18 protein-coding genes are annotated in these 18,800 nt (G+C 59.6%); 9 read left to right on the top strand and 9 right to left on the bottom strand.

Annotation, left to right across the window (positions count from 1 at the left end; all coding sequences use genetic code 11):
- Positions 1 to 113: 113 nt before the first annotated feature.
- The 5 genes from pyrR to HDF15_RS11270 all read right to left on the bottom strand — a co-directional run bounded on the left by pyrR (position 114) and on the right by HDF15_RS11270 (position 5,421).
- The gene (gene pyrR, locus HDF15_RS11290; RefSeq protein WP_311733082.1) at positions 114 to 728 is read right to left on the bottom strand and encodes a bifunctional pyr operon transcriptional regulator/uracil phosphoribosyltransferase PyrR; all 615 of its coding nucleotides are present in this window, start codon (positions 726 to 728) and stop codon (positions 114 to 116) included.
- A 444-nt stretch (positions 729 to 1,172) separates the two neighbouring features.
- Positions 1,173 to 1,874, bottom strand: coding sequence for a hypothetical protein (locus HDF15_RS11285; RefSeq protein WP_184255568.1), 702 nt, complete (start codon positions 1,872 to 1,874; stop codon positions 1,173 to 1,175).
- A gap of 48 nt (positions 1,875 to 1,922) precedes the next feature.
- Positions 1,923 to 2,522: a hypothetical protein gene (locus HDF15_RS11280; RefSeq protein WP_184255566.1), complete on the bottom strand. Its 600-nt coding sequence runs from the start codon at positions 2,520 to 2,522 to the stop codon at positions 1,923 to 1,925.
- Between the two features lie 546 nt (positions 2,523 to 3,068).
- On the bottom strand, positions 3,069 to 4,868 hold the full coding sequence (locus HDF15_RS11275) for a DUF885 domain-containing protein (RefSeq protein WP_184255564.1): 1,800 nt from the start codon (positions 4,866 to 4,868) through the stop codon (positions 3,069 to 3,071).
- Positions 4,869 to 4,941: 73 nt separating this feature from the next.
- Positions 4,942 to 5,421 (bottom strand): metal-dependent transcriptional regulator, encoded by a 480-nt coding sequence (locus HDF15_RS11270; protein ID WP_184255562.1) that lies wholly within the window; start codon positions 5,419 to 5,421, stop codon positions 4,942 to 4,944.
- A gap of 249 nt (positions 5,422 to 5,670) precedes the next feature.
- On the opposite strand from HDF15_RS11270, the gene HDF15_RS11265 reads away from it, so the two are divergent.
- The 4 genes from HDF15_RS11265 (at position 5,671) to HDF15_RS11250 (ending at position 7,928) form a co-directional block, all read left to right on the top strand.
- Complete coding sequence (locus HDF15_RS11265) at positions 5,671 to 6,219, top strand: DUF177 domain-containing protein (protein ID WP_184255560.1); 549 nt, start codon at positions 5,671 to 5,673, stop codon at positions 6,217 to 6,219.
- Between the two features lie 88 nt (positions 6,220 to 6,307).
- Positions 6,308 to 6,493 carry a 50S ribosomal protein L32 gene (rpmF, locus tag HDF15_RS11260; RefSeq protein WP_014267515.1) on the top strand — a complete coding sequence of 62 codons (186 nt, stop codon included), beginning with the start codon at positions 6,308 to 6,310 and terminating at the stop codon, positions 6,491 to 6,493.
- Positions 6,494 to 6,535: 42 nt separating this feature from the next.
- Entirely contained in the window at positions 6,536 to 7,552 is a 1,017-nt protein-coding gene (gene plsX / locus HDF15_RS11255; RefSeq protein WP_184255559.1) for a phosphate acyltransferase PlsX, read from the top strand.
- 79 nt (positions 7,553 to 7,631) lie between these two features.
- A complete protein-coding gene (locus tag HDF15_RS11250) occupies positions 7,632 to 7,928 on the top strand; it encodes a DUF5076 domain-containing protein (RefSeq protein ID WP_014267513.1) in 297 nt (98 codons plus the stop codon).
- A 4-nt stretch (positions 7,929 to 7,932) separates the two neighbouring features.
- Here the strand turns inward: HDF15_RS11250 and HDF15_RS11245 are convergent, their stop codons facing one another.
- On the bottom strand, positions 7,933 to 8,196 hold the full coding sequence (locus HDF15_RS11245; RefSeq protein WP_014267512.1) for a hypothetical protein: 264 nt from the start codon (positions 8,194 to 8,196) through the stop codon (positions 7,933 to 7,935).
- A gap of 79 nt (positions 8,197 to 8,275) precedes the next feature.
- Here HDF15_RS11245 and HDF15_RS11240 point away from each other — a divergent pair, with 79 nt between their 5' ends.
- The 5 genes from HDF15_RS11240 to HDF15_RS11220 all read left to right on the top strand — a co-directional run bounded on the left by HDF15_RS11240 (position 8,276) and on the right by HDF15_RS11220 (position 16,125).
- On the top strand, positions 8,276 to 8,464 hold the full coding sequence (locus HDF15_RS11240) for a hypothetical protein (RefSeq protein WP_184255557.1): 189 nt from the start codon (positions 8,276 to 8,278) through the stop codon (positions 8,462 to 8,464).
- Positions 8,465 to 8,492: 28 nt separating this feature from the next.
- A complete protein-coding gene (locus HDF15_RS11235; RefSeq protein ID WP_184255555.1) occupies positions 8,493 to 9,422 on the top strand; it encodes a bifunctional 5,10-methylenetetrahydrofolate dehydrogenase/5,10-methenyltetrahydrofolate cyclohydrolase in 930 nt (309 codons plus the stop codon).
- Positions 9,423 to 9,426: 4 nt separating this feature from the next.
- Positions 9,427 to 10,089 carry a dephospho-CoA kinase gene (gene coaE, locus HDF15_RS11230; RefSeq protein ID WP_184255553.1) on the top strand — a complete coding sequence of 221 codons (663 nt, stop codon included), beginning with the start codon at positions 9,427 to 9,429 and terminating at the stop codon, positions 10,087 to 10,089.
- Between the two features lie 75 nt (positions 10,090 to 10,164).
- The gene (locus HDF15_RS11225; protein WP_184255551.1) at positions 10,165 to 11,376 is read left to right on the top strand and encodes a S1C family serine protease; all 1,212 of its coding nucleotides are present in this window, start codon (positions 10,165 to 10,167) and stop codon (positions 11,374 to 11,376) included.
- A 771-nt stretch (positions 11,377 to 12,147) separates the two neighbouring features.
- Positions 12,148 to 16,125 (top strand): TonB-dependent receptor, encoded by a 3,978-nt coding sequence (locus tag HDF15_RS11220; protein ID WP_184255549.1) that lies wholly within the window; start codon positions 12,148 to 12,150, stop codon positions 16,123 to 16,125.
- A gap of 88 nt (positions 16,126 to 16,213) precedes the next feature.
- Here HDF15_RS11220 and HDF15_RS11215 read toward each other — a convergent pair whose 3' ends face one another.
- The 3 genes from HDF15_RS11215 to HDF15_RS11205 all read right to left on the bottom strand — a co-directional run bounded on the left by HDF15_RS11215 (position 16,214) and on the right by HDF15_RS11205 (position 18,751).
- The gene (locus tag HDF15_RS11215) at positions 16,214 to 16,612 is read right to left on the bottom strand and encodes a DUF2237 family protein (protein WP_014267507.1); all 399 of its coding nucleotides are present in this window, start codon (positions 16,610 to 16,612) and stop codon (positions 16,214 to 16,216) included.
- Between the two features lie 208 nt (positions 16,613 to 16,820).
- Positions 16,821 to 18,356, bottom strand: a complete 1,536-nt coding sequence (locus tag HDF15_RS11210) for an ATP-binding protein (protein WP_184255547.1) — start codon at positions 18,354 to 18,356, stop codon at positions 16,821 to 16,823.
- On the bottom strand, positions 18,338 to 18,751 hold the full coding sequence (locus tag HDF15_RS11205) for a response regulator (protein ID WP_014267505.1): 414 nt from the start codon (positions 18,749 to 18,751) through the stop codon (positions 18,338 to 18,340). The genes HDF15_RS11210 and HDF15_RS11205 overlap by 19 nt, the downstream gene beginning before the upstream one ends.
- Between the last annotated feature and the right edge of the window lie 49 nt (positions 18,752 to 18,800).

The raw sequence follows: 18,800 nt of genomic DNA, 5'->3' as shown, positions 1-18,800 counted from the left end.
TTAGAGTAAATTTCCTGTTACTGTGAAGTTGAATCGGGCGTGCAGTGCCGTTTTTCTGGGGAAAAACGGCCATCAATGTCTCGGTTCCGCTATACACCTACAGGAAATTTGCTCTAGTCCAGCAGCTCGACCAGGGTCACCTGTTCGTCGTCGTCGATCTCGCGCAGCTTGACTTCGATGATCTCGCGGCGCGAGGTGGGTACGGTGCGGCCGATGAACCGGGCTTCGATCGGCAGCTCGCGGTGGCCGCGATCGATCAAGACCAGCAACTGCACGCTCTTGGGACGGCCGTGGTCGAAGAGCGCGTCCATCGCGGCGCGAATGGTGCGGCCGGTGTAGAGCACGTCGTCCATCAGGATGATGTCGCGTCCGGTAACGTCGAAGCCGATATCGGTTTTTTCGACGACGGGCCGGATATCGCGCGTCGAGAGATCGTCACGATAGAAGCTGATGTCGAGCATGCCGGTATCGACCGGCTGCTTCTCAATCTTTTCGATCAGCGCGCCGATGCGCTGCGCCAGCGGCACGCCGCGGCGCTTGATGCCGACCAGGCCGAGGTTGTCGCAGCCGTGGTTGCGCTCCACGATCTCGTGCGCAAGACGCACCAAGGTGCGCTCGATCTCGGAGCCGGACATGAGGCGGCCTTTTTCGCGCAGGCGTGGCGACCGTGTGGACTGGGTGGATTCGCTCGTTTCGGTGGCCGGAGAGGATGGGTGATTGTCGCTCATGATAGGTGTTGATGATAGCAGCGGAGCGAGCGGTTGCGTCAGGGCAGTTTCGTCATAAAGAAGAACCAGACAAGGAGTGCCGCGTGATTTCATGCGGTCAGAGCGAAAAGACGACGTGTACCCATCGTCTTTTTTAATCTCACCCTAAAGATGTCATCCTGAGCGGAGCGTCCCGGCTTTTGGGGACGCGGAGTCGAAGGACCCCGAGGGTTGTAATCCTGCCTCTGCTTTTCGCTCCTTTTCTACCTCTAGCGCTCGATCCCGGGCTTTCGTGCGGAAAAAGGTCCTAGCTTCCTGGGTGAGATCAAGGCCCTCGGGGTCCTTCGACTGCGCACCTCGCAAAAACGCGAGGCGCTCCGCTCAGGATGACGTTTCTGTGGAGGGGATGAGAAGAGCAGAGGCACATCGTTGCCTTGGTCCTGCTATCACACGGGCCAAACTGTTCTAAAGAATAGTCTTTGTTTGCCGCGACCGGACAAAGCCCGCAAATGCGCCACCGGCGGTGGACAGCACCATGAGAATCGCCGCTACCATCGCCAGTCCAGCCAGAAAGAATCCCGCACGAAACTCGGGAGCGGTCAGGAAGAGATCGAAGATACTGGCCGCTGCCTGCCCTGATTGCGCCACGGCTCGGGTCTTTGCCTCCAGCATCACGGAGTTCATGTTGGCTTCCATCTCAGCCATTCCATGAATCCCAAAGCGCAGGACGAGCATTTGCAGGGCGGTGATGAGCATCAGGCCCAGGGAGCAGAGCACCCCGCAGAGCAGTCCGATACGCGCTCCCAGCCCCGTGGTGATGCGCGTCTGGCGGTTCCGGGAGGCGTAGAGGGCGAGCACGATGGACGGCGCCAGCCAGGCCAGCATCTCGGCGGGCGGCACCAGCATGGCAATCGCCGATAGCGCCCCGGCGACGATCAGGGCGATGTGGATGGCGGCCTTCCAGTTCACGGCGGAGGGGGCCTGAACCTGGATCGTACTACTGCCTTGTGCGCCGGCGGCCGCATCCTGCACCTGTTGCTGGGCCTGCTCCAGCAGCTCTTCGGAGAGGGTGATTTGCGGGGCTCCGCAGTTCCAACAAAAGACGAGGGTTCCGTGGTCCTCAAAGTGGAGGACAGACCGGCAGCGGGGACAATGGCGTTGAATCACCTCTCGAAGGCTACCGGAGCGGGAGCTTTGCGGCAACTCGTCGGGGCGCTACTCGCTGTCTTTGTGTTCGTGACCGGTGGGCAGATCCAGAGCGACGAGTCCGATCCTGGTGCCGCCATCCTTCGCTGTGAGGCCGACGATGTGCTGGTGCTGCTCGGAGCCGGTGCGCAGATCCAGGTCGGAATCGGAGTCGTCCGTGCTGATGTGATTGCCATGTTTCGTGTCGCAGGTCAGGCCCTGGGAGGTTCGCGTGGGCTGGCCGACCGCGTTGCCGTGGCGGCACTCGATCACGTCTCCATAATGGGCAAGCTCTTTGCGGTAGAAGGCCTCTACCCGGCTCTGGGGATCGCTGGTCTGGTAGCTTGCGGCCTTTACGCCGAGATGGAAGCTGCCGAAGTTCATGTTGATGTCGGCGGAGCCTTCGTCCGAGTCTTTGCCGTTATTGCTGACCAGTGTAGCGCCGGGATAGGCTGCGATGCCGATCGCGGTGGTATCGCCCTTACCGTTGGTCTTGACCTGCATCGAGCCGAATGGAGTTCCAATGTCGACATTCTCGTTCTTGCCGTCTTTATGGGTGGAGACGTGGCAGCCGGCGAGCAGCAGGGTGGCTAACGAAGCAGGGATCACAAGCGAACGGAGAAGGTGCATTGGAAATCAACCTCGATCGAGAAAGTTTCGTGCATCTCCCGCGCTGCTGGGTGGAGACATAGTTCTACGCAGACAGGATACGCGCGTTGTGGCTTGATGGTTCCAACATTGTAATGAACTTGTTACAAAGATGGGAATCTTATGGCGTGTCATCCAACGTGCAGATGCAAATGATGGACCAGAGGGAGACTCAGTTTTGTTTTACGTCTCTCCACTGAATCGTCATCCTGAGCGGAGCGTCCCGGCTTTTGGGGACGCGGAGTCGAAGGACCCCGAGGGTTGCTATCTTGCCTATACTCTTCGTCCCTTTTCCCCCTCGAGCGCTCGAGCCTGGACTCTAGTGCTGGAAAAGGTCCTAACAGCAAGGGTGAGATCGAGTTCTTCGGGGTCCTTCGACTCCGCGCCTCGCAAAAAACGCGAGGCGCTCCGCTCAGGATGACGATTCAGTGGGAAACAAAATATGTGAGTCGTTGCTGTCGTAAATGTCCGGGCTAAAGCCCGGACCTATCTCAGAAGCAATGACAGCGACAAAATCTGGCTAACGCCCTACGGCTGACGCGCCTTCTCCTGCGGAATAAAGTGCTCCTCTACAGCCTTTTTCATCAGGCCTGGCGGCAGTAGTCCCTGCGCGAGGATGAAGTCATGGAAGCGCAGGGCGCTGAACTTCGGGCCCAGCGCGGCTTCGGTCTCCTTGCGCAGCTCCAGCAGCCGCGTAAAGCCGTAGAAGTAACTGTTGGCCTGTCCCGGCGAGCGGAGCGTGTAGCGCTCGACCTCCTGATTGGCAAACGGCACGGAGAAGCAAACATCCTGCGTGAGCACCTTCATCGCGTCTGCAGGCTGAATCTTGCCGGCCTGCAGCTCTGGGTCCAGGAACGCGCGTGCCGCGCGCAGCAGCCGGAACTGCAGGCTGATGAGCTGGCCTTCCTTCGGCATGTAGGGCAGCGTAATGTACTCCGAGTAAAGGCCCCAGCCTTCGGCGTTGGTTGAGTTGAACGCAAACAGTGCGCGCGCCAGTGAGACGCCGTGCTCCACCATCGAGTCGAACTGCAGCTCATGTCCCGGACGGGCCTCGTGCGCGATCAGGGTCCACGAGGCAGCGTCGAAGGTGTAGTCGTCGACCTTGGCAGCCTTCGCCTCGCCGGGGCCCGCCGGCATGTTGAGCGGCAGCACGAACACGCCGCGCTGTCCCGTGTTGTGCAGGAACGGAGGAGGAACCATGTGCGGTGCAGAGATCTGCGAGCTCTCGGCCGGTGTGCCCAGGCGAATGATGGCCGGGCGGTTGGGCAGGGTGACAAGCTTGTCGGTGACGATGATCTTCTCGATCTCGTGCAGACGTTTTTCGTAGAACGGCAGGATGGCATCGCCGGTGATCTGCTGCTTCTTAAGCTCGCGGATCACGTCGCGATAGTCGCTCGAAGCGAAGCCATGCTCTTTGGCGATCTCCGCTGCCAGGGGCTGCATCTGGGCCTGGTAGTCGAGGAACGCCTTGTGCGCCATCTCCGCGATCTGCGCGGGCGGAATGTCGATGCCGTAGCCCTCGAAGGCGAGCGCGTACTCCTCGGGAAGAAGGCGGAAGTCGGTGCGGGTCTTGGGCAGGAGGTTGGTCCTCACCCAGGAGTCATAGTCGGCGAGCTGGGTCTTCAGCGCGGCATACGCCGGTTCCCATCCAGTCAGCTTGTACTTCTGGAACAGGTCGGCGATTCCGTCCACGACGGCGGCGTTGCGCGATAGCTGCGTTTCCACATCGGATCTGGAGGGATAGATCATGCCCGGCTTTGCCATCTGCTGCTTCATGCGCTCGATGAGCTGCAGCGTGACGGGCCGGTAGCCCGGCGCCTGTCCGGCATACTTCTTCAAACGAGCGACTGCGGACTCGCGGCGGGACTGAGGAAGCTGGTCATCGAGCAGGGGCTCCAAGCCGGAGTAGACGAAGCTGGTGGCGTTGATGAAGGGCACACGGCGCTTGTGAGCGAAGTCCTGCGTGCGAAAGCCGAGGCGCTCGTTGTGGAGGATGATCTCGAGGTCTTCGGCGACGTTCTGGTCCTGCTCGGTCTTGAGTGCAGCTTCAAGCTTGCCGACTGCTGCTTCCTCTTCCTTGCGCTGCGCCTCTTCCGCGGCCAGCGACACATCGCCGATCTCGGTGTCGTACTTCGCCAGGCCCTCCGAGGAAGCCTGTTCGGGCGAGTACTTGATCTGGATGTCGAGAATCTGTTGGGTGAAGGCGTTGGAACGCGCGATCCAGGCAGGCTGCGGCACGTAGGCCGGTCCTGTGGCATGGACAGCTTCCTGTTGGGCGAAGACCGGGGAGGCAAGGAGCAAGAGGGCGACAAGGGGAAGTGAGCGCAAGCAGGAACTCCAGAGGTGACGTTCGAGAATTATACGGAGTATACGCACCGCCGCAGCTCGCTTGCGGCAGGGCTCATTCGCAGTTGCAGGTGACTCGATGGATCGCAGGCATCGTCCCGTCGAGAGACGGGATGCAGTGCCCATGCGGATCAAGCTGAGGGTTCCCAAGTTTATCCGCGATGCGCTTCTCGAAGGTCTCGGAGATGAAGTGCTCCAGGCGTTCGGCTTCATCATGAATCTCGTCGATGGGGTAGTTGAGGACCTCGTAAAGAAAGGTCTCGATGAGCCTATGGTGACGAATAATCTCCAGCGCACGTCTCTTCCCGGCGTGTGAGAGGCAGACCCCATAGTGCCTCTCGTAGTCGACAAGCGGCGGGGTGGAAGCAGCGAGCTTCTGGATCATGCTGGTCACGGATGCCGGTGCGACTCCAAGCCGTTCCGCCAGATCTCCACTGCTGACGCGTTCCTTCTGCCCGCCTCCCAGGTGGAAGATCGCCTTCAGGTAGTTATCCACGGACTCCGTGTTCGCAAGCTGCTCCCGGCTTCTCGCCATCTCTGATGCACTCCCTCCTCTAGTTTGACGCAAAGTTGAGTTTTAGACGCTCGCGTCTCTTCGGGGGCAGAGCTTTGCGCCATCAGTTTCAGTGCGCCCTGCAGCAACATCCCCCGTCCCGACCATGATGAAGGGACGGGCGATAAATCTGAATCTTCGCTACCCGTTTGGCTTGCGCAATACCTGTGGATGCACCACCCCATATTCCGGCTCATTGACTCCCCCCTCCGCAAGTCCTACCCTTAATCCATGCTCATCACTCCCGTACAACTCGTCGAAGAGCCTCTCAAGCTGGACGAAAGCCTCGCAGCGGGGGCGATCGACTATGCCCAGGATGTCCGCCAGATTGGTCCCTTGAAGCTCGAGGGCCAGGCCGAACTGATCGTCGAACATCGCGGCCCCAAGGACTTTGTCGACGATATCCGTCTGCGCGCGCACTTTGCCGGCACGTTTGAACTGCTCTGCGCCCGGTGCGTCGAACCCGTCGAACAGTTCCTCAGCGGGGACTTCGACCTCATCTTCCGGCCCGGCGGCGTGGATAATCAGCCCGGCGAGCACGCAATTACGGAAGACGAGACGGAAATCGGTTATTATGAAGAGAGCGGCCTGCTGCTGGAGGACGCCGTGCGTGAGCAGGTACTTCTGGCTCTGCCCGGTCGGACGCTCTGCCGGGAGGACTGCAAAGGCCTCTGCCCGCAATGCGGCGCCAATCGCAATACCGCCCCGTGCGGCTGCGAGGAACGGCCGGTAGATCTCCGCTGGCACGCGCTTGCTGGAATCGCCGCTCCGAAAGCCTGAGCCCGTGAGTTTTTGAATATTTTGAACAAGCTTCGGCCACTGGAAGACGCAATAGCGCTTCCCGGCCAACGATGTTGAGAGGAATACCATGCCTAATCCGAAACGGCGCCACTCCAAGCAGCGCACCGCCAAGCGCCGCAGCCACGACTTCCTGACCCCCACCGGTGTTTCCGAGTGCCCGACCTGCCACGAGCGCAAGCTGCCTCACCGCGCTTGCAAGAAGTGCGGCGAGTACAAGGGACGCGCCGTGTTGGCTGTCAAGACCGCCGAGTAACCTTACAAATTCTGAAGAAAGCGTCGTAGCCCGCGCGCGTTTATGCCGATCGACATCGTTCTCGATGCCATGGGATCCGACAAGGCCCCCGAGCCTGAAATTCGCGGGGCCATTCTGGCCTGCCGTCAATTGGACGTTCGCGTTCACCTGACCGGGCCAGAAGATTTGTTGCGTCCCAAACTACGCGAGGCCCTCAAGGCCTACGCCAGGGGCGAGCGTCTGCCCGTTTTCATCTCCCAGGCCAGTGAATGGATCAACATGGACGACAAGGCCGCGCAGGCGGTCCGTTCCAAGCGTGACTCCTCCATGCGCGTGGGACTCAAGATGGTGCGCGAAGGCCGTGCCGCGGGCTTTGTGACTGCCGGCAACACCGGCGCCGCCATGGCCACCGCGAAGATGGTTCTGGGCTCGCTCTCGGGCGTCGACCGGCCCGCGCTGGCGACCATTGTGCCGACGACGACCGGGCGTCCCTCGCTGCTGCTCGATGTCGGCGCCAACGTCGACTCCGACCCTGAAAATCTTGTTCAGTTCGCCGTGATGGGCCATGTCTACGCGAAGAACGTGCTGCGCATTCCGAATCCCCGCCTGGGCCTGCTCTCCATCGGAGAAGAGGACGGCAAGGGCAACTCGCTCACACGCGACACGCTGCCGCTGCTGCGCGAGCTGAAGGGAATCAACTTCATCGGCAACGTCGAAGGCCGCGATCTCTTCAACGGACATGCCGATGTCATCGTGTGCGACGGATTTGTGGGGAACGTCGCCCTGAAGACCTGCGAAGGCACGGCGAAGCTGTTGACCGTCTCCCTGAAGGAGAGCCTGAAGTCGACGGTTACGTCGCAAGTGGGTGCGCTGCTCTCGCGCAAGGCCTTTGCGGACTTCAAGAAGCGGCTCGACTACTCGGAGTACGGCGGAGCGGTCCTGCTGGGGGTGCGCGGCGTCAGCATCGTAGGCCACGGATCGTCGAACGAGCGCGCCATCATGAACGGCATCCGGGTGGCTGCGGAGTTTGCGCAGGCTGAGGTCAACCAGGGAATCGAAACCGCACTCAGCGCACGCTAAATCCAAGTGATACTATCGGCAGTCATGAACGCGGGCTGTCAGCGCACCGTTGCCAGCGGCACCTGACCGGGAGGGTTGTATGAGCAATAAATATCTGGATCCGCCGCCAGCGGCGGTGCGGGACAAGGCATCGTTTGAGCTGTTGCGCGTGTGGGTCGCCGAGCAGGGGCAGCATGTAAGCCTGCGCTCGGGCACGTGGGACGACCCCTTTGCGTGGGGTATTGTGCTTGCGGATCTTGCACGCCACATTGTGAACGCGGAGTCGATGCATCGCAAGGAGTTCGATGCTGACGCGTTTCTCGAAAGAATGCTGGAAGGATTCCACGCGGAGATTGAGTCGCCGACCGATGATGCTGAAGGCGAGATTCTGCAGTAATCTCTTACATCACCCGTGCTGCAAGCTCCAGGGCCGCCTGGATACGCTCAGCGGTGCAGCCATAGACCTCAATCTTTGAGGCGGCGTTGCGGGCTTCGTGCGTTGAGCACCCGTAGCCGCGTCCGGTCAGGAAACTGGCCACGATCTCCGCAGACTGGAAGGAATCCACGCCCGACCGGAGAAGCTCGTTGCGGAGCATGGTGAGATCGTTGGCGCTAAACTTTTCAATTCCGTAGGTGATGTCCTGCTGGTTGAAACTTTCACTCATTCAGTGCACCTCGTCTTAGACGCATATCTCTTGATCTCTGCGCCTGATTAGTTAGATTGATTTGCGCGGCAGGAGATGCATGGATGATGAATTGTTCCGTCGAATATTCCCTATTGAAAAAACTGTTCCATTTGTTGAAGAGTGCCATAAGCAGGCGCGGTACGATGGAGTGAGAGCAGTTTCCCCGCTTCCTGGAAGCGAAGGGGGCAAGCAGCGCCGTTTCCCGTGGAAATGGTGCGAGATCAGTGACTGGCTCTACACCTGTTAGGGGAAATGGTTTAATGCCCGATTTGGATATGAAAACGCGTGTTCTGGATGGCGTAGCGATAGCCGGCGAGATTAAAGCCGAAGTTGCACGCGAGGTAGTAGCAGCTCGTGAGGCCGGGTATACGCCGGGGCTTGCGGTCGTGCTGGTGGGCGATGTGCCCGCGTCGCAGATCTATGTGCGCAGCAAGGTAAAGACCTGTGGGGAGCTCGGTATCTACTCCGAGATGCACACTCCCGACGCCAGCATCACAACGGAAGAGCTGCTGGAGCTGATCGCTTCACTGAATGCGCGCGACGAGATCGACGGCATCCTCATCCAGTTGCCGCTGCCGAAGCACGTCGACACGGAACGCCTGCTGGAAGCCGTCGTGCCGGAGAAGGACGTAGACGGCTTTCATCCGATCAACGCGGGGCGGCTGCTGAGCGGAGCTCCGGACGCGCAGGTGCTTGCACCCTGCACGCCCGCGGGCATCATGGAAGTTCTTCGCCGCAGCGATATTCCTGTTTCGGGTAAGCGTGCTGTCGTTATCGGGCGCTCGAATATCGTGGGTAAGCCCATCGCCGCGATGCTGATCAATGCTTCGGCTACGGTGACAGTCTGCCACTCGCGCACCCAGGGGCTCGCGGAGATCGCGCGCGAGGCTGACATCCTGGTGGCGGCCATCGGGCGCGCGGGATTTGTGACTCCGGAGATGGTGAAGCCTGGCGCGACGTTGATCGATGTCGGCATCAACCGCCTGACCGATGCGGCCGAGGTGGAGAAGTTCTTCCCGAACAATGAAGCGCGGCGCGAAGGCTTTTTGAAGCGTGGCTCTACGGTCATCGGTGATATCGATCCGGCGGCGTTTGCGCTATCAGGGGCTTACACTCCCGTACCGGGCGGAGTCGGAGCCCTGACCATCGCCATGCTGATGAGCAATACCGTGAAGGCCGCGAAGATGCGGCGCAGCGGAAAGTAGTACGATGCTGCGCGTCGGTCTGACGGGCGATCTCGGCAGCGGCAAGTCGACCGTCGCGCGGATGTTCGCCGAGCGCGGCGGCGTGGTGCTGTCGTCCGACGAGATGGGGCGCAAGTTGATGCAGCCCGGTCAGCCTGTCTACGCCGCTATTGTCGAGCACTTCGGAGGGACCGTCGTCGCGGAGGACGGCGCCTTCGATCGCCGCGTTCTGGCCCGGCTGGCTTTTACCGAAGGCCGAGTCGAGGAGTTGAACGCGATTGTGCATCCGGCGGTGATTGCCGAGCAGGCGCGCCTGATAAAAGGGCTTGCTCGCAAACATCCGGATGCTATCGTCATCGTCGAGTCCGCTCTGTTATTCACGACGAAGTACGGCAACTCCAGCCAGCCCTGGCGTGATCGCTTCGACCGCATGGTGCTGGTGACCGCGCCGGAGGAGCAGAAGATCGCGCGGTTTGTGGAGCGGGCTGCCGCAGGCCGCTTGCTCGATCCTCAAGAGCGGGCAGCGCTCGAAGCCGATGCGCGTGCGCGCCTCGCGATGCAGACGGCGAACGAGGCGCATGCAGCGGAGTGCCTTGTGATTCAGAACAACGGGGATCTCGTAACGTTGCTGCAGCGGGTTGGCGTCGTTTGGCGGGAGTTGTGTCAGGTGGCTCGATTTGAACCGTAACTCTACTCGCAACCCCCGAAAACGCTAAAATTCTAGTAGCGCGCTCTTCCCAGGGCGCCGCCAAGGTTAATGCCGATGAAACTGCGTCCCGTTCTGCTCGTACTTCTGATTGTCTGCGGCTTTTACTACCTCACCACCCGCATGATGCCGGTGGGAGCGCTTGCTGGCCTGCTGCATCACTCCCTGCCCCTCGATAACACGACAACTGCTACTCTCAGCGGTCCCGCGGGGAGCTTCTCTCTGACCGAAGCCGCCGCCGCCCCGGCCTTCGACGCCGAGGAACAGCAGAACATCGCTGTCTATAAGCGTGCGCTTCCTTCAGTGGTCAACATCACCAGCACTGCGGTCGCGTTCGACTTCTTCTACGGGCCAGTTCCGCAGCAGGGACAGGGTTCCGGCTTCATCCTGAATAAGGAAGGCCTCATCCTGACCAACAACCACGTCATCGACAACGCCCAGCGCGTCGAGGTGACTCTCTCTGACAAGCACCAGTACAAGGCGAAGGTGCTGACGACTGACAAGGCCCATGACCTTGCTCTCATCAAGATCGAAAACGCACCCAATCTCGTTCCGGCCACCCTGGCTGGTTCGCAGGGGCTTACGGTAGGCCAGCGTGTCTACGCCATCGGCAATCCCTTTGGCCTGTCTGGAACGATGACGCGCGGTATCATCTCGGCGATTCGTTCCATCCGCGGGCAGGAGGGCAATCCCATCGAGGATGCCATCCAGACCGACGCTGCCGTCAACCCCGGCAACTCCGGCGGTCCGCTGCTGAACTCGCGCGGCGAGGTCATCGGGATCACGACACTGATCGCCTCGAACCCCAATGGCGGCGCAGATCAATCTGCCGGCATCGGCTTTGCAATCCCCATCGATACCGCCAAGGCGGTGCTGGACGACTTCGCGAAGTATGGTCACGTTCGCCGGCCTTCGCTCGATATCGTTACGCTGCCCATCGGCCCGGACATCGCGGATCAGATCGGTCTGCCTGCGGAATACGGCATTCTGATTGAGCGTGTGCTTCCCGGCGGCGCAGCGGAACGAGCTGGACTGCATGGCGGCACGCAGAAGGCCTGGGAGGGCAACACGCCGGTCATGCTGGGTGGCGATCTGATCGTAGGAGCCGACGGCCAGACAATCACGACGCCCCAGGACCTGTCGAATGTGCTCAATGCGCATCACGCAGGCGATACGATCTCACTGGTTATCTTTCGGGGCCATCAGCAGATAAGCGTGAAGGTTACACTTTCGGATGCCAAGGAAACCGCAAGCGGGCAGTCGGTATAGGGAGCTTGTACGGACCTCTTCCTGTAAGTGGGTAAGACCGCAATCAAAGCTCATCTGCAAAGCAGCAGGTAGTATCCGACAAATCGGAACTACCTGCTTTTTGTTTTTGTCAGTGCTTTTGTTGTCATTTGGCTTTTGTTCTTAGTTACAGCCTTTGCTTTGAAGGGGCGGGACTTCAGTCCCGCCGTCCCGACCTGTTGGTGTTGCTAGACAGATTGCGGAAAGCCCCCATTTGATCTTTAGGGCCAACGGCCCGTTTCATACCAGCCTGGGGCACAGCGAACCAGGGACAACACGCGATAGCGTGGTGGCTCGGGGAGCGACGCCCCAGGTTAGTGCAGGAGTAGAAGTTGAGGGCTGTAAGCCCGACTCATCTTCTGTGCAGTGCACGATGAATCGGGCTTACAGCCCTCTGCTTTCGAGTTGATTCCGTACCTGGGGCTACGCTGGCAGCGAGCTAGAAACCGCTCGCTGCTCCGCTCCACCCCAGGCTGGGATGAAACGGGCCCTTGGCCCTAAAGATCAAGACTCTCTCCTTACCTGAGAGTTTTCCGCAGCCTGTTCAGCCACGGAGGGAATGCTCGCTCAGCAAAGAATTTCTTCGCGACTGAAGCCCCTGTTGTACTTGTCCGTACCTCAGTAAAACCCCACATTAAAGACAATTTTCTAACCTGCGATTCACATTGGCTTGTTAGTCATTAACGCATCCGCATTCACGATTGCAATAAGTAGAGCCTTTTATTCCCTTGCAATATTTTAGGAGAGTCAGTCATGCAGAAATTTCTTTTGTTTTTTGGTGCCCTATGTCTATTTGCGCTGCCTTTAAGCGCCCAGCAGACACTGAGTTCCATCAACGGAACAGTCACGGACGTATCCGGCGCGGCAGTGCCGGATGCAGCGGTAAACGTGATGGAAGAGCACACCGCGCTCAAGCGTTCGGCTACCAGCGCGAAAGATGGCTATTTCCAGATTTTGAACCTACCGGTTGGCACCTACACCGTGCGCGTTACTCGCGATGGCTTTGATACGCTTCTTCTGCCCCATATCAATGTGGTGGAGACTCGTGCTTCTACCGTCACTGCTGCGCTTAAAGTCGGCCAGGTAACGACCAGCGTGACTGTGTCGGAGAACCCGCTACTCAACGCGACCGATGCAACTAATGGATACACGCTTGACCATCAGCAGATCCAGAATCTTCCTCTGGCTACAGGCAGCTTCACGCAGGCCGCCATCCTCGCCCCTGGCGTAAGCGCAGAGCTGCTCGCCGGCATTGGAACCAATGCGGGACTGGGCAACCAGGACATCTGGGCCAACGGTCAGCGCGCTACCAGCAACTCCTTCCGTGTCGATGGTGTCGACGTAACCAATCTTTTCAACGGCCAGAGCGCCAGTCAGGACGCCTCGCAGCGTTATGCCTTCAACATCGGCCAGGGCTCCAGCCTCGGTGGCCAGGCACAAACCAGCAACTCTGTGGCGGGATCGAACGGCAACGGCCTTGCAACGCCTCCCCCCGAGTTTATTCAGGAGATCAGCGTTCAGACCTCCATGTATGACGCGCAGAGCGGAACCAACAGCGGTGCACACGTGGAAGTCAGTACTGCTACCGGAGCCAACCAGTACCACGCCCAGCTCTACGGCACGCGCGCAACGAACTTTGCCAACGCCGCTCCCTTTTTCTTCAAGCAGGACTCTCTGGGCCCCAACGCCAGCGTTCCGCTCTCCGAGGTCAATCCGCAGTTGCACAAGGAACTAATCGGTGGCTCCATCAGCGGCCCGATCATCCGAAACAAGCTCTTCTTCTTTGCCGGCTATCAGTTCATGCACGATAGCGATCAGTTCAAGGGTTTCTCAACCCCCACCGTGCCCATTGGCCTGACCGATGACCGTAGCGCGGCCGGGCTTACCGCAGCGGCCAACTCGTATCTCCTCGCGTCCGCCTGCTACACCACATTCAATACGACGGCCGACCGGGCAGCTTGCTATACGACGCAGCCAGCGCCATCGAGCTATGCTCCCTTTCCGGGGCCGATCGATGGAGTAGCCTCTGCGATCCTCAATGCCAAGCTGCCGAACGGTCAGTACCTGATCCCATCGGTTCAAAATACAAACGTCAGCTCTCTCTTCAGCGGCGCCGGGAATGTCTTCCTCCCTGGCTCCTCGCTCTTCGAGACCCATCAGGTCGTCGGCGACCTGGACTATAACGTAACCAAGAACGATCGCCTCTCGGCGAAGTACTACTACCAGCACACCCCGGACAGCTCTCCCTTCACGATTGCAAATACGGGGGGCTTTCCTTCTATTACAGATAGCGGAGCGCAGGTGGGTGCGTTGAGCAATACCATCACCATCGGCTCTCGTATCAACTGGGAGCAGCTCTTCGGCTTCTCGCGCCAGAAGGTCTACAACTACTTCGACCCGCAGGTCGGCAATGTGGGCGTAGGCCTTCCCGGCCCTGGCCTTCCCGGCCTGGGACTCAGCAAGTTCGGCTACTCTTCAGGGAGTGCCATCACTACGGGGCCTGACAGCGCATTCGTAGACGCCGGTTATTTCCAGAGCCGCTGGAACCCCTCCACCAACCTCTTCTATACCATTGGCAAACATAGCCTGGCCATTGGTACGTCCTACAACTACACCCAGCTCAACATCCGCAACGACCGCGGTGGTCAGGGAGAGGTCAACACCACAAACTTCGAGACCTTCCTGCAGGGATCGGTAAGCAGCAGCAACTACCTGGTCGGTAATGCGAACCGCTACTATCGCTCCAATGAAAGCGGCTCTTACATCCAGGACAAGTGGCAGGTACTGTCCAATCTGTCCATTACTGCTGGAATTCGTTACGACTATACCGGTCCGTTCTCTGAGAAGTACGGCAACATGTTCAACTTCGATCCTTCGCTGTACAGCGCCTCAGCCACCACGGTGAACAACGCTGGATTTGTAGTGGCTGGCAATAACAAGTTCAACCCGACTCCCGGTGTCAGCAACTCGACGCTCACTGGCCGCCAGTGGGGTCTCGGGCCGCGCATCGGCTTTGCCTTCTCCCCCAAGCAGGATAATGGCAAGGTCGTCTTCCGCGGCGGCACGGGCTTCTACTATGACCGTGGCGAACTCTTCAGCTATCTCTCGCAGCCAGCAGGCGGTAGTACCGGTGGCCCCTTTGGCGTCACCGAAGCCCCTCCTCTGGTGGACTACGTTACCGGTTCGGGAACCAGAACGCTGGAAAATCCCCTTGGTTCCGCAACGATCCCTGTGCCCAGTTCCAACCCTGCCAGCTTTACCGGCAAGCTGCCTACCCAGGCCCAGATCGAAGCTGGTTGCGCGGGTCTTCTGGCCGAACAGGCCGGTGGAGATTGCGGCGTGACCCCCCTCAACTTCGGTGCCTATAACCGTGCGAACAAGCTGCCGTACTCAATCAACTACAGCTTCAATATGCAGTGGCAGCCGACGAATGACATGGCCATCACGATTGGCTATGTCGGCAATGTCGGTCGGCATGGTGTGATCCCAGTGCCTTTCAATGAGCCTGGAATCGCAACGCCCACCAACCCTATCCACGATCAGACTTCGAGCTACGGCTATGAAGTGCTCAATCAGGCTCGGCCAGTGAAGGTGGGTTCCAAGAACTACTTTCAGCCCATCTCTACCGAACCCTACAACACATATGACGGCGGTAACATCGACCTTCGCGTTCCTTACACTGGCTATAGCCCCAATGCTGCGCTGTTCACGGCTGCGGGTGTCTCTGCCTACAACTCCCTCCAGACACAGATCGAAAAGCGCATGTCCAACCATGTGCAGGCGACCGTTGCCTATACCTGGAGCCATGCTCTCGATGAGCAGAGCGATGTAGGTCTGTTCTTCACGGGCGATAACCCGGACAGATTGCGTGATTCCTACTCGTCGGCTGACTTCGATCGTACCCACACGCTGACCGCACAGTTCGTCTTCACGTCGCCAGACCTGGCCCCGAAGTCCAGCATGATCGGAAAGGTCGTCAACGACTGGCAGTTGAGCGGTATCGTGGTGGCGGAGAGCGGCCAGCCCTACAGCTTATATGAATTTGATGGTGCTGTGGGCAGCCTGTACTTTGGTAACTTCCCCACATTGGCTAACCCCGTGCTCGGCATCAAGAACGGAGGCAACCCCAAGTCGGCCATGACTGGCCATGTAGGTGCGTTCCAGACCTCCAGTGGTGGCTATCTCGGGGCCATCGATGTAGCTCAGTTGAATGTCAACCTGCTTCAACCAGGGCAGAAGGGCATCCCGCTTTGCACAGCCAACGAGCCATGCGACAAATTCGAGAATGACTTCACGCCCGGTCAGCGGAATATCTTCCGTCAGTCCTTCCAGAAGCGTGCCGATCTCTCACTGACGAAGACCGTTCGCTTCGCAGGGCGCTACTCTGCGATGTACTCCTTCAACGTCTACAACGTGACGAATACCCCTAGCTTCGACGTGCCGAGCAACTCGGCGTCCATCGGTCAGGGCGATCTCAAAGCAACCGCCAGCGCAAGCATTCCCAGTGCCAGTATCACGACCCCCGGCTTCGGGCAGGTCGTAGTCGCCCCGGGAGGGGAAGGAACCCTTAGCAACACCGAAACAACTGTTACAAGCACAGGTGCATTGGCTCAACTCTATAAGCTGCCGACCAAAAACTCGGATGGCTCCACGACGTCCACGTTCGGCGCCGTTCGCAACACGATCGGCGGCTCGCGTGCCATCGAAATGTCGTTGCATCTCAACTTCTAACCCTCAACGCAGCAAAACGAACGGCCCGGAGCGATCCGGGCCGTTCTGTTTGTTTGAGGATTTATCTGTTCGATCTACATGCTGAAGCTTAGTGCAGGGTCTCGGGGATGACGGCGAACTGCAGCAGAATATCGAAAGGTACGATCTCGAGCGTGGCCTCGTGCGTGGCTTCCAGCACAACCGGGCAGGCAGCTCCGGCTTGTTGTACCTGCAGCCATCTTGCCGCGCAGACGCACCAGCGGTCGCCCGGCTTTAATCCCGGAAAGCCGTAGTGCGGCATCGGTGTCGAGAGGTCGTTGCCCAGCCGCGCGGAGGCCGCGAGAAAGGTCTCCGTCACGATGCAGCACACGGTGTGTACGCCAAGATCGTTCGGTCCGGTATTGCAGCAGCCGTCGCGATAGAAGCCGGTCAGAGGGTCAAGGCCGCAGGCTTCTATCGGCTGGCCGAGAACATTCTTTTGGGGCGAGAGCTGGTAGCTTTGTGCCATGGCACGATTCTACTGCCTGTTGTGTTCAGATTCATGAAGTACATGGACCATAAGGGCACAATGCACGTCATCGCCAAAGGCCAGGGCGAGAAAAGGGTACGAAGATCAGCTATGACCTTCCGTTTCCTACCTCAACAAGCTGACTGCACGGTTCGACCGGACTCCAGGTGCAATCGGACGACATATCTCTGGCCCAACTGATCTCAACTCACAATAGCGCTGGAATGATTTTGGCCGGGGCACTGATCGGTAGCCGAATGCGGATCGTTGTACCTCGTTTGCCCGAGATACAGGAACGCAGCCGCAGCGTTCCGCCCTGTTCTTCGACGATGCCACGCGTCACCCAGAGCCCAAGTCCGGTGCCGCGTTCGCCCTTGGTGGTAAAGAACGGTTCGAAGATCGATTGCAGATTGGCCTGGTCGATGCCATGACCGGTGTCGGAGACCGTCACCGCGGCGAAGCCGCCTGCCAGGCGGGCGCGCACGGTAATGCTGCCGCTGCGTCCTTCCATGGCCTCCAGGGCATTGCCGACCAGGTTGGCGAAGACCTGTCGCAGCGCCGGATCGTAGTGCACGGAGCTCGTATCGTCCGCATAGCGCGTGTTGATCTTTACATTGTGTTGGCGCGCGCGCGACTGGAAGAGCTGGACGACCTCTTCGAGCATGGTGCGCAGGTCGATGGTGCGACCGGGCAGCTTGCGATAGAAACTCAGCGTTGAGCGCGTAATATGGCCCACGCGTTCGATCTCTCGAGCAGCGATTTCGACCATCTCCCGCGACTGCGTGGGCAGGTCCTCATGCGTCTGCAACAGATAAAAGATGTTGGTCAGCGCTTCGAGAGGATTGTTGATCTCGTGCGCGAGCGTGTTGGCCATGCGTCCGGCAGCGGCCAATCGCTCGGAGTTGATGAGCCTCGTCATCAGCTCGGTGGTCTCTTTCTCCGCGGCCTTGCGCGCGGAGATGTCTTCCACGACCCACAGCACCGTGGGGTGAAGATGGCCGTCCGGTTTGAGCAGGGAAGCGGTCAGTTGCGCGGGAAAGGTCGAGCCATCATGGCGGATGAGGGTGCGCTCCACGCGATAGCCGCTTCTGCCTCCCGAGATCAGTTCGGCATGGATGGTGCGGTCCAGCTCGCGTTCGGATGCCAGCAGGAAGTCACGCAACTGCAGTGCCAGCAGCTTGTCGATGGGCTCTCCCAGCATGCCGGCCAGACGCTGATTGACCAGCAGGAAGCGTCCTTCGATGGAGGTGTGGGCCATGCCGACCGCAGCCTGGTTGAAGGTCGCCGAAAAGCGCTGCTGGGCCAGGCGTAACTCCGCCTCGGTGCGCAGCCGCTCCTGGCGCCGGGCAGAATCCGCCAGTTCGCGTTCGATGGCCGGCAGCAGGCGTTCGAGGTGGCCCTTTAACACATAGTCGTGTGCCCCGGCGCGCATGGCATTGACGGCCGAGACCTCGTCGATCGTGCCCGACACGATGATGAAGGGCAGGTCGATGCCGCTCTTCTGAATCAGTTTCAGGGCATCGCGCGCGCCGAAGGTCGGCAGCGTGTAGTCGGCGATAACGAGATCCCAGGCCGCGGGCTCTTCCAGAGCGGCCTTCAGCTCCGCAGCCGTCTCGATGCGGCGCGCGTCGACCTTGTATCCCGCGCGTGCGAGATGGCGTTGGAGCAACAGCGCGTCCTCTTCGTAGTCCTCGATGATGAGGACACGTAGCAACGCTTCGGGGTTTATTGCGACGGTGGGCATTGATTCAGCAACAACCAATACATGCCGAGCTGCTTGGTTGCCTCGGCGAAGTCGGTAAAGTTTACGGGCTTGCGGATATAGCTGTTCACTCCAAGGCGATAGCTGGCGACGATGTCGCGCTCTTCGTCCGACGAGGTCAGTACGACCACGGGCAGAATGGCCGTCTTATCGGACGCGCGAATGGTGCGCAGCACCTCGAGGCCATCGACCTTGGGCAGCTTGAGGTCGAGCAGCACAAGTTGGGGTATGGGGTTTCCGGTCGCGATGCCGTTGAGATATTCGATGGCTTCAGTGCCATCGCGCGCAACGCGAATCTCATTGGCCACGTTGGCTTTGCGAAGCGCTCTCATGGCCAGTGCTTCGTGGTCCGGATCGTCTTCCACCAGGAGAATCATAGCCAATCAAATCCCTTCCTATCATGGTGCGCGCCACGGGGCCTGGGGG

This window comes from Granulicella mallensis, from assembly GCF_014203225.1.
GTDB classification, from domain to species: Bacteria; Acidobacteriota; Terriglobia; order Terriglobales; family Acidobacteriaceae; genus Granulicella; species Granulicella mallensis_A.
This window is presented reverse-complemented; position numbering and strand designations above follow the sequence as displayed.

Excerpts from the sequence above, each read along its gene's own strand:
- HDF15_RS11235 (WP_184255555.1), top strand. The coding sequence starts at position 8,493 with ATGAAAACGCGTGTTCTGGATGGCGTAGCGATAGCCGGCGAGATTAAA.
- rpmF (WP_014267515.1), top strand. The coding sequence starts at position 6,308 with ATGCCTAATCCGAAACGGCGCCACTCCAAGCAGCGCACCGCCAAGCGC.
- HDF15_RS11240 (WP_184255557.1), top strand. The coding sequence starts at position 8,276 with ATGGATGATGAATTGTTCCGTCGAATATTCCCTATTGAAAAAACTGTT.
- HDF15_RS11220 (WP_184255549.1), top strand. The coding sequence starts at position 12,148 with ATGCAGAAATTTCTTTTGTTTTTTGGTGCCCTATGTCTATTTGCGCTG.
- HDF15_RS11265 (WP_184255560.1), top strand. The coding sequence starts at position 5,671 with ATGCTCATCACTCCCGTACAACTCGTCGAAGAGCCTCTCAAGCTGGAC.
- HDF15_RS11270 (WP_184255562.1), bottom strand. The coding sequence starts at position 5,421 with ATGGCGAGAAGCCGGGAGCAGCTTGCGAACACGGAGTCCGTGGATAAC.
- plsX (WP_184255559.1), top strand. The coding sequence starts at position 6,536 with ATGCCGATCGACATCGTTCTCGATGCCATGGGATCCGACAAGGCCCCC.
- HDF15_RS11205 (WP_014267505.1), bottom strand. The coding sequence starts at position 18,751 with ATGATTCTCCTGGTGGAAGACGATCCGGACCACGAAGCACTGGCCATG.
- HDF15_RS11280 (WP_184255566.1), bottom strand. The coding sequence starts at position 2,522 with ATGCACCTTCTCCGTTCGCTTGTGATCCCTGCTTCGTTAGCCACCCTG.
- HDF15_RS11245 (WP_014267512.1), bottom strand. The coding sequence starts at position 8,196 with ATGAGTGAAAGTTTCAACCAGCAGGACATCACCTACGGAATTGAAAAG.
- coaE (WP_184255553.1), top strand. The coding sequence starts at position 9,427 with ATGCTGCGCGTCGGTCTGACGGGCGATCTCGGCAGCGGCAAGTCGACC.
- HDF15_RS11215 (WP_014267507.1), bottom strand. The coding sequence starts at position 16,612 with ATGGCACAAAGCTACCAGCTCTCGCCCCAAAAGAATGTTCTCGGCCAG.
- HDF15_RS11210 (WP_184255547.1), bottom strand. The coding sequence starts at position 18,356 with ATGCCCACCGTCGCAATAAACCCCGAAGCGTTGCTACGTGTCCTCATC.
- HDF15_RS11250 (WP_014267513.1), top strand. The coding sequence starts at position 7,632 with ATGAGCAATAAATATCTGGATCCGCCGCCAGCGGCGGTGCGGGACAAG.
- pyrR (WP_311733082.1), bottom strand. The coding sequence starts at position 728 with ATGAGCGACAATCACCCATCCTCTCCGGCCACCGAAACGAGCGAATCC.
- HDF15_RS11225 (WP_184255551.1), top strand. The coding sequence starts at position 10,165 with ATGAAACTGCGTCCCGTTCTGCTCGTACTTCTGATTGTCTGCGGCTTT.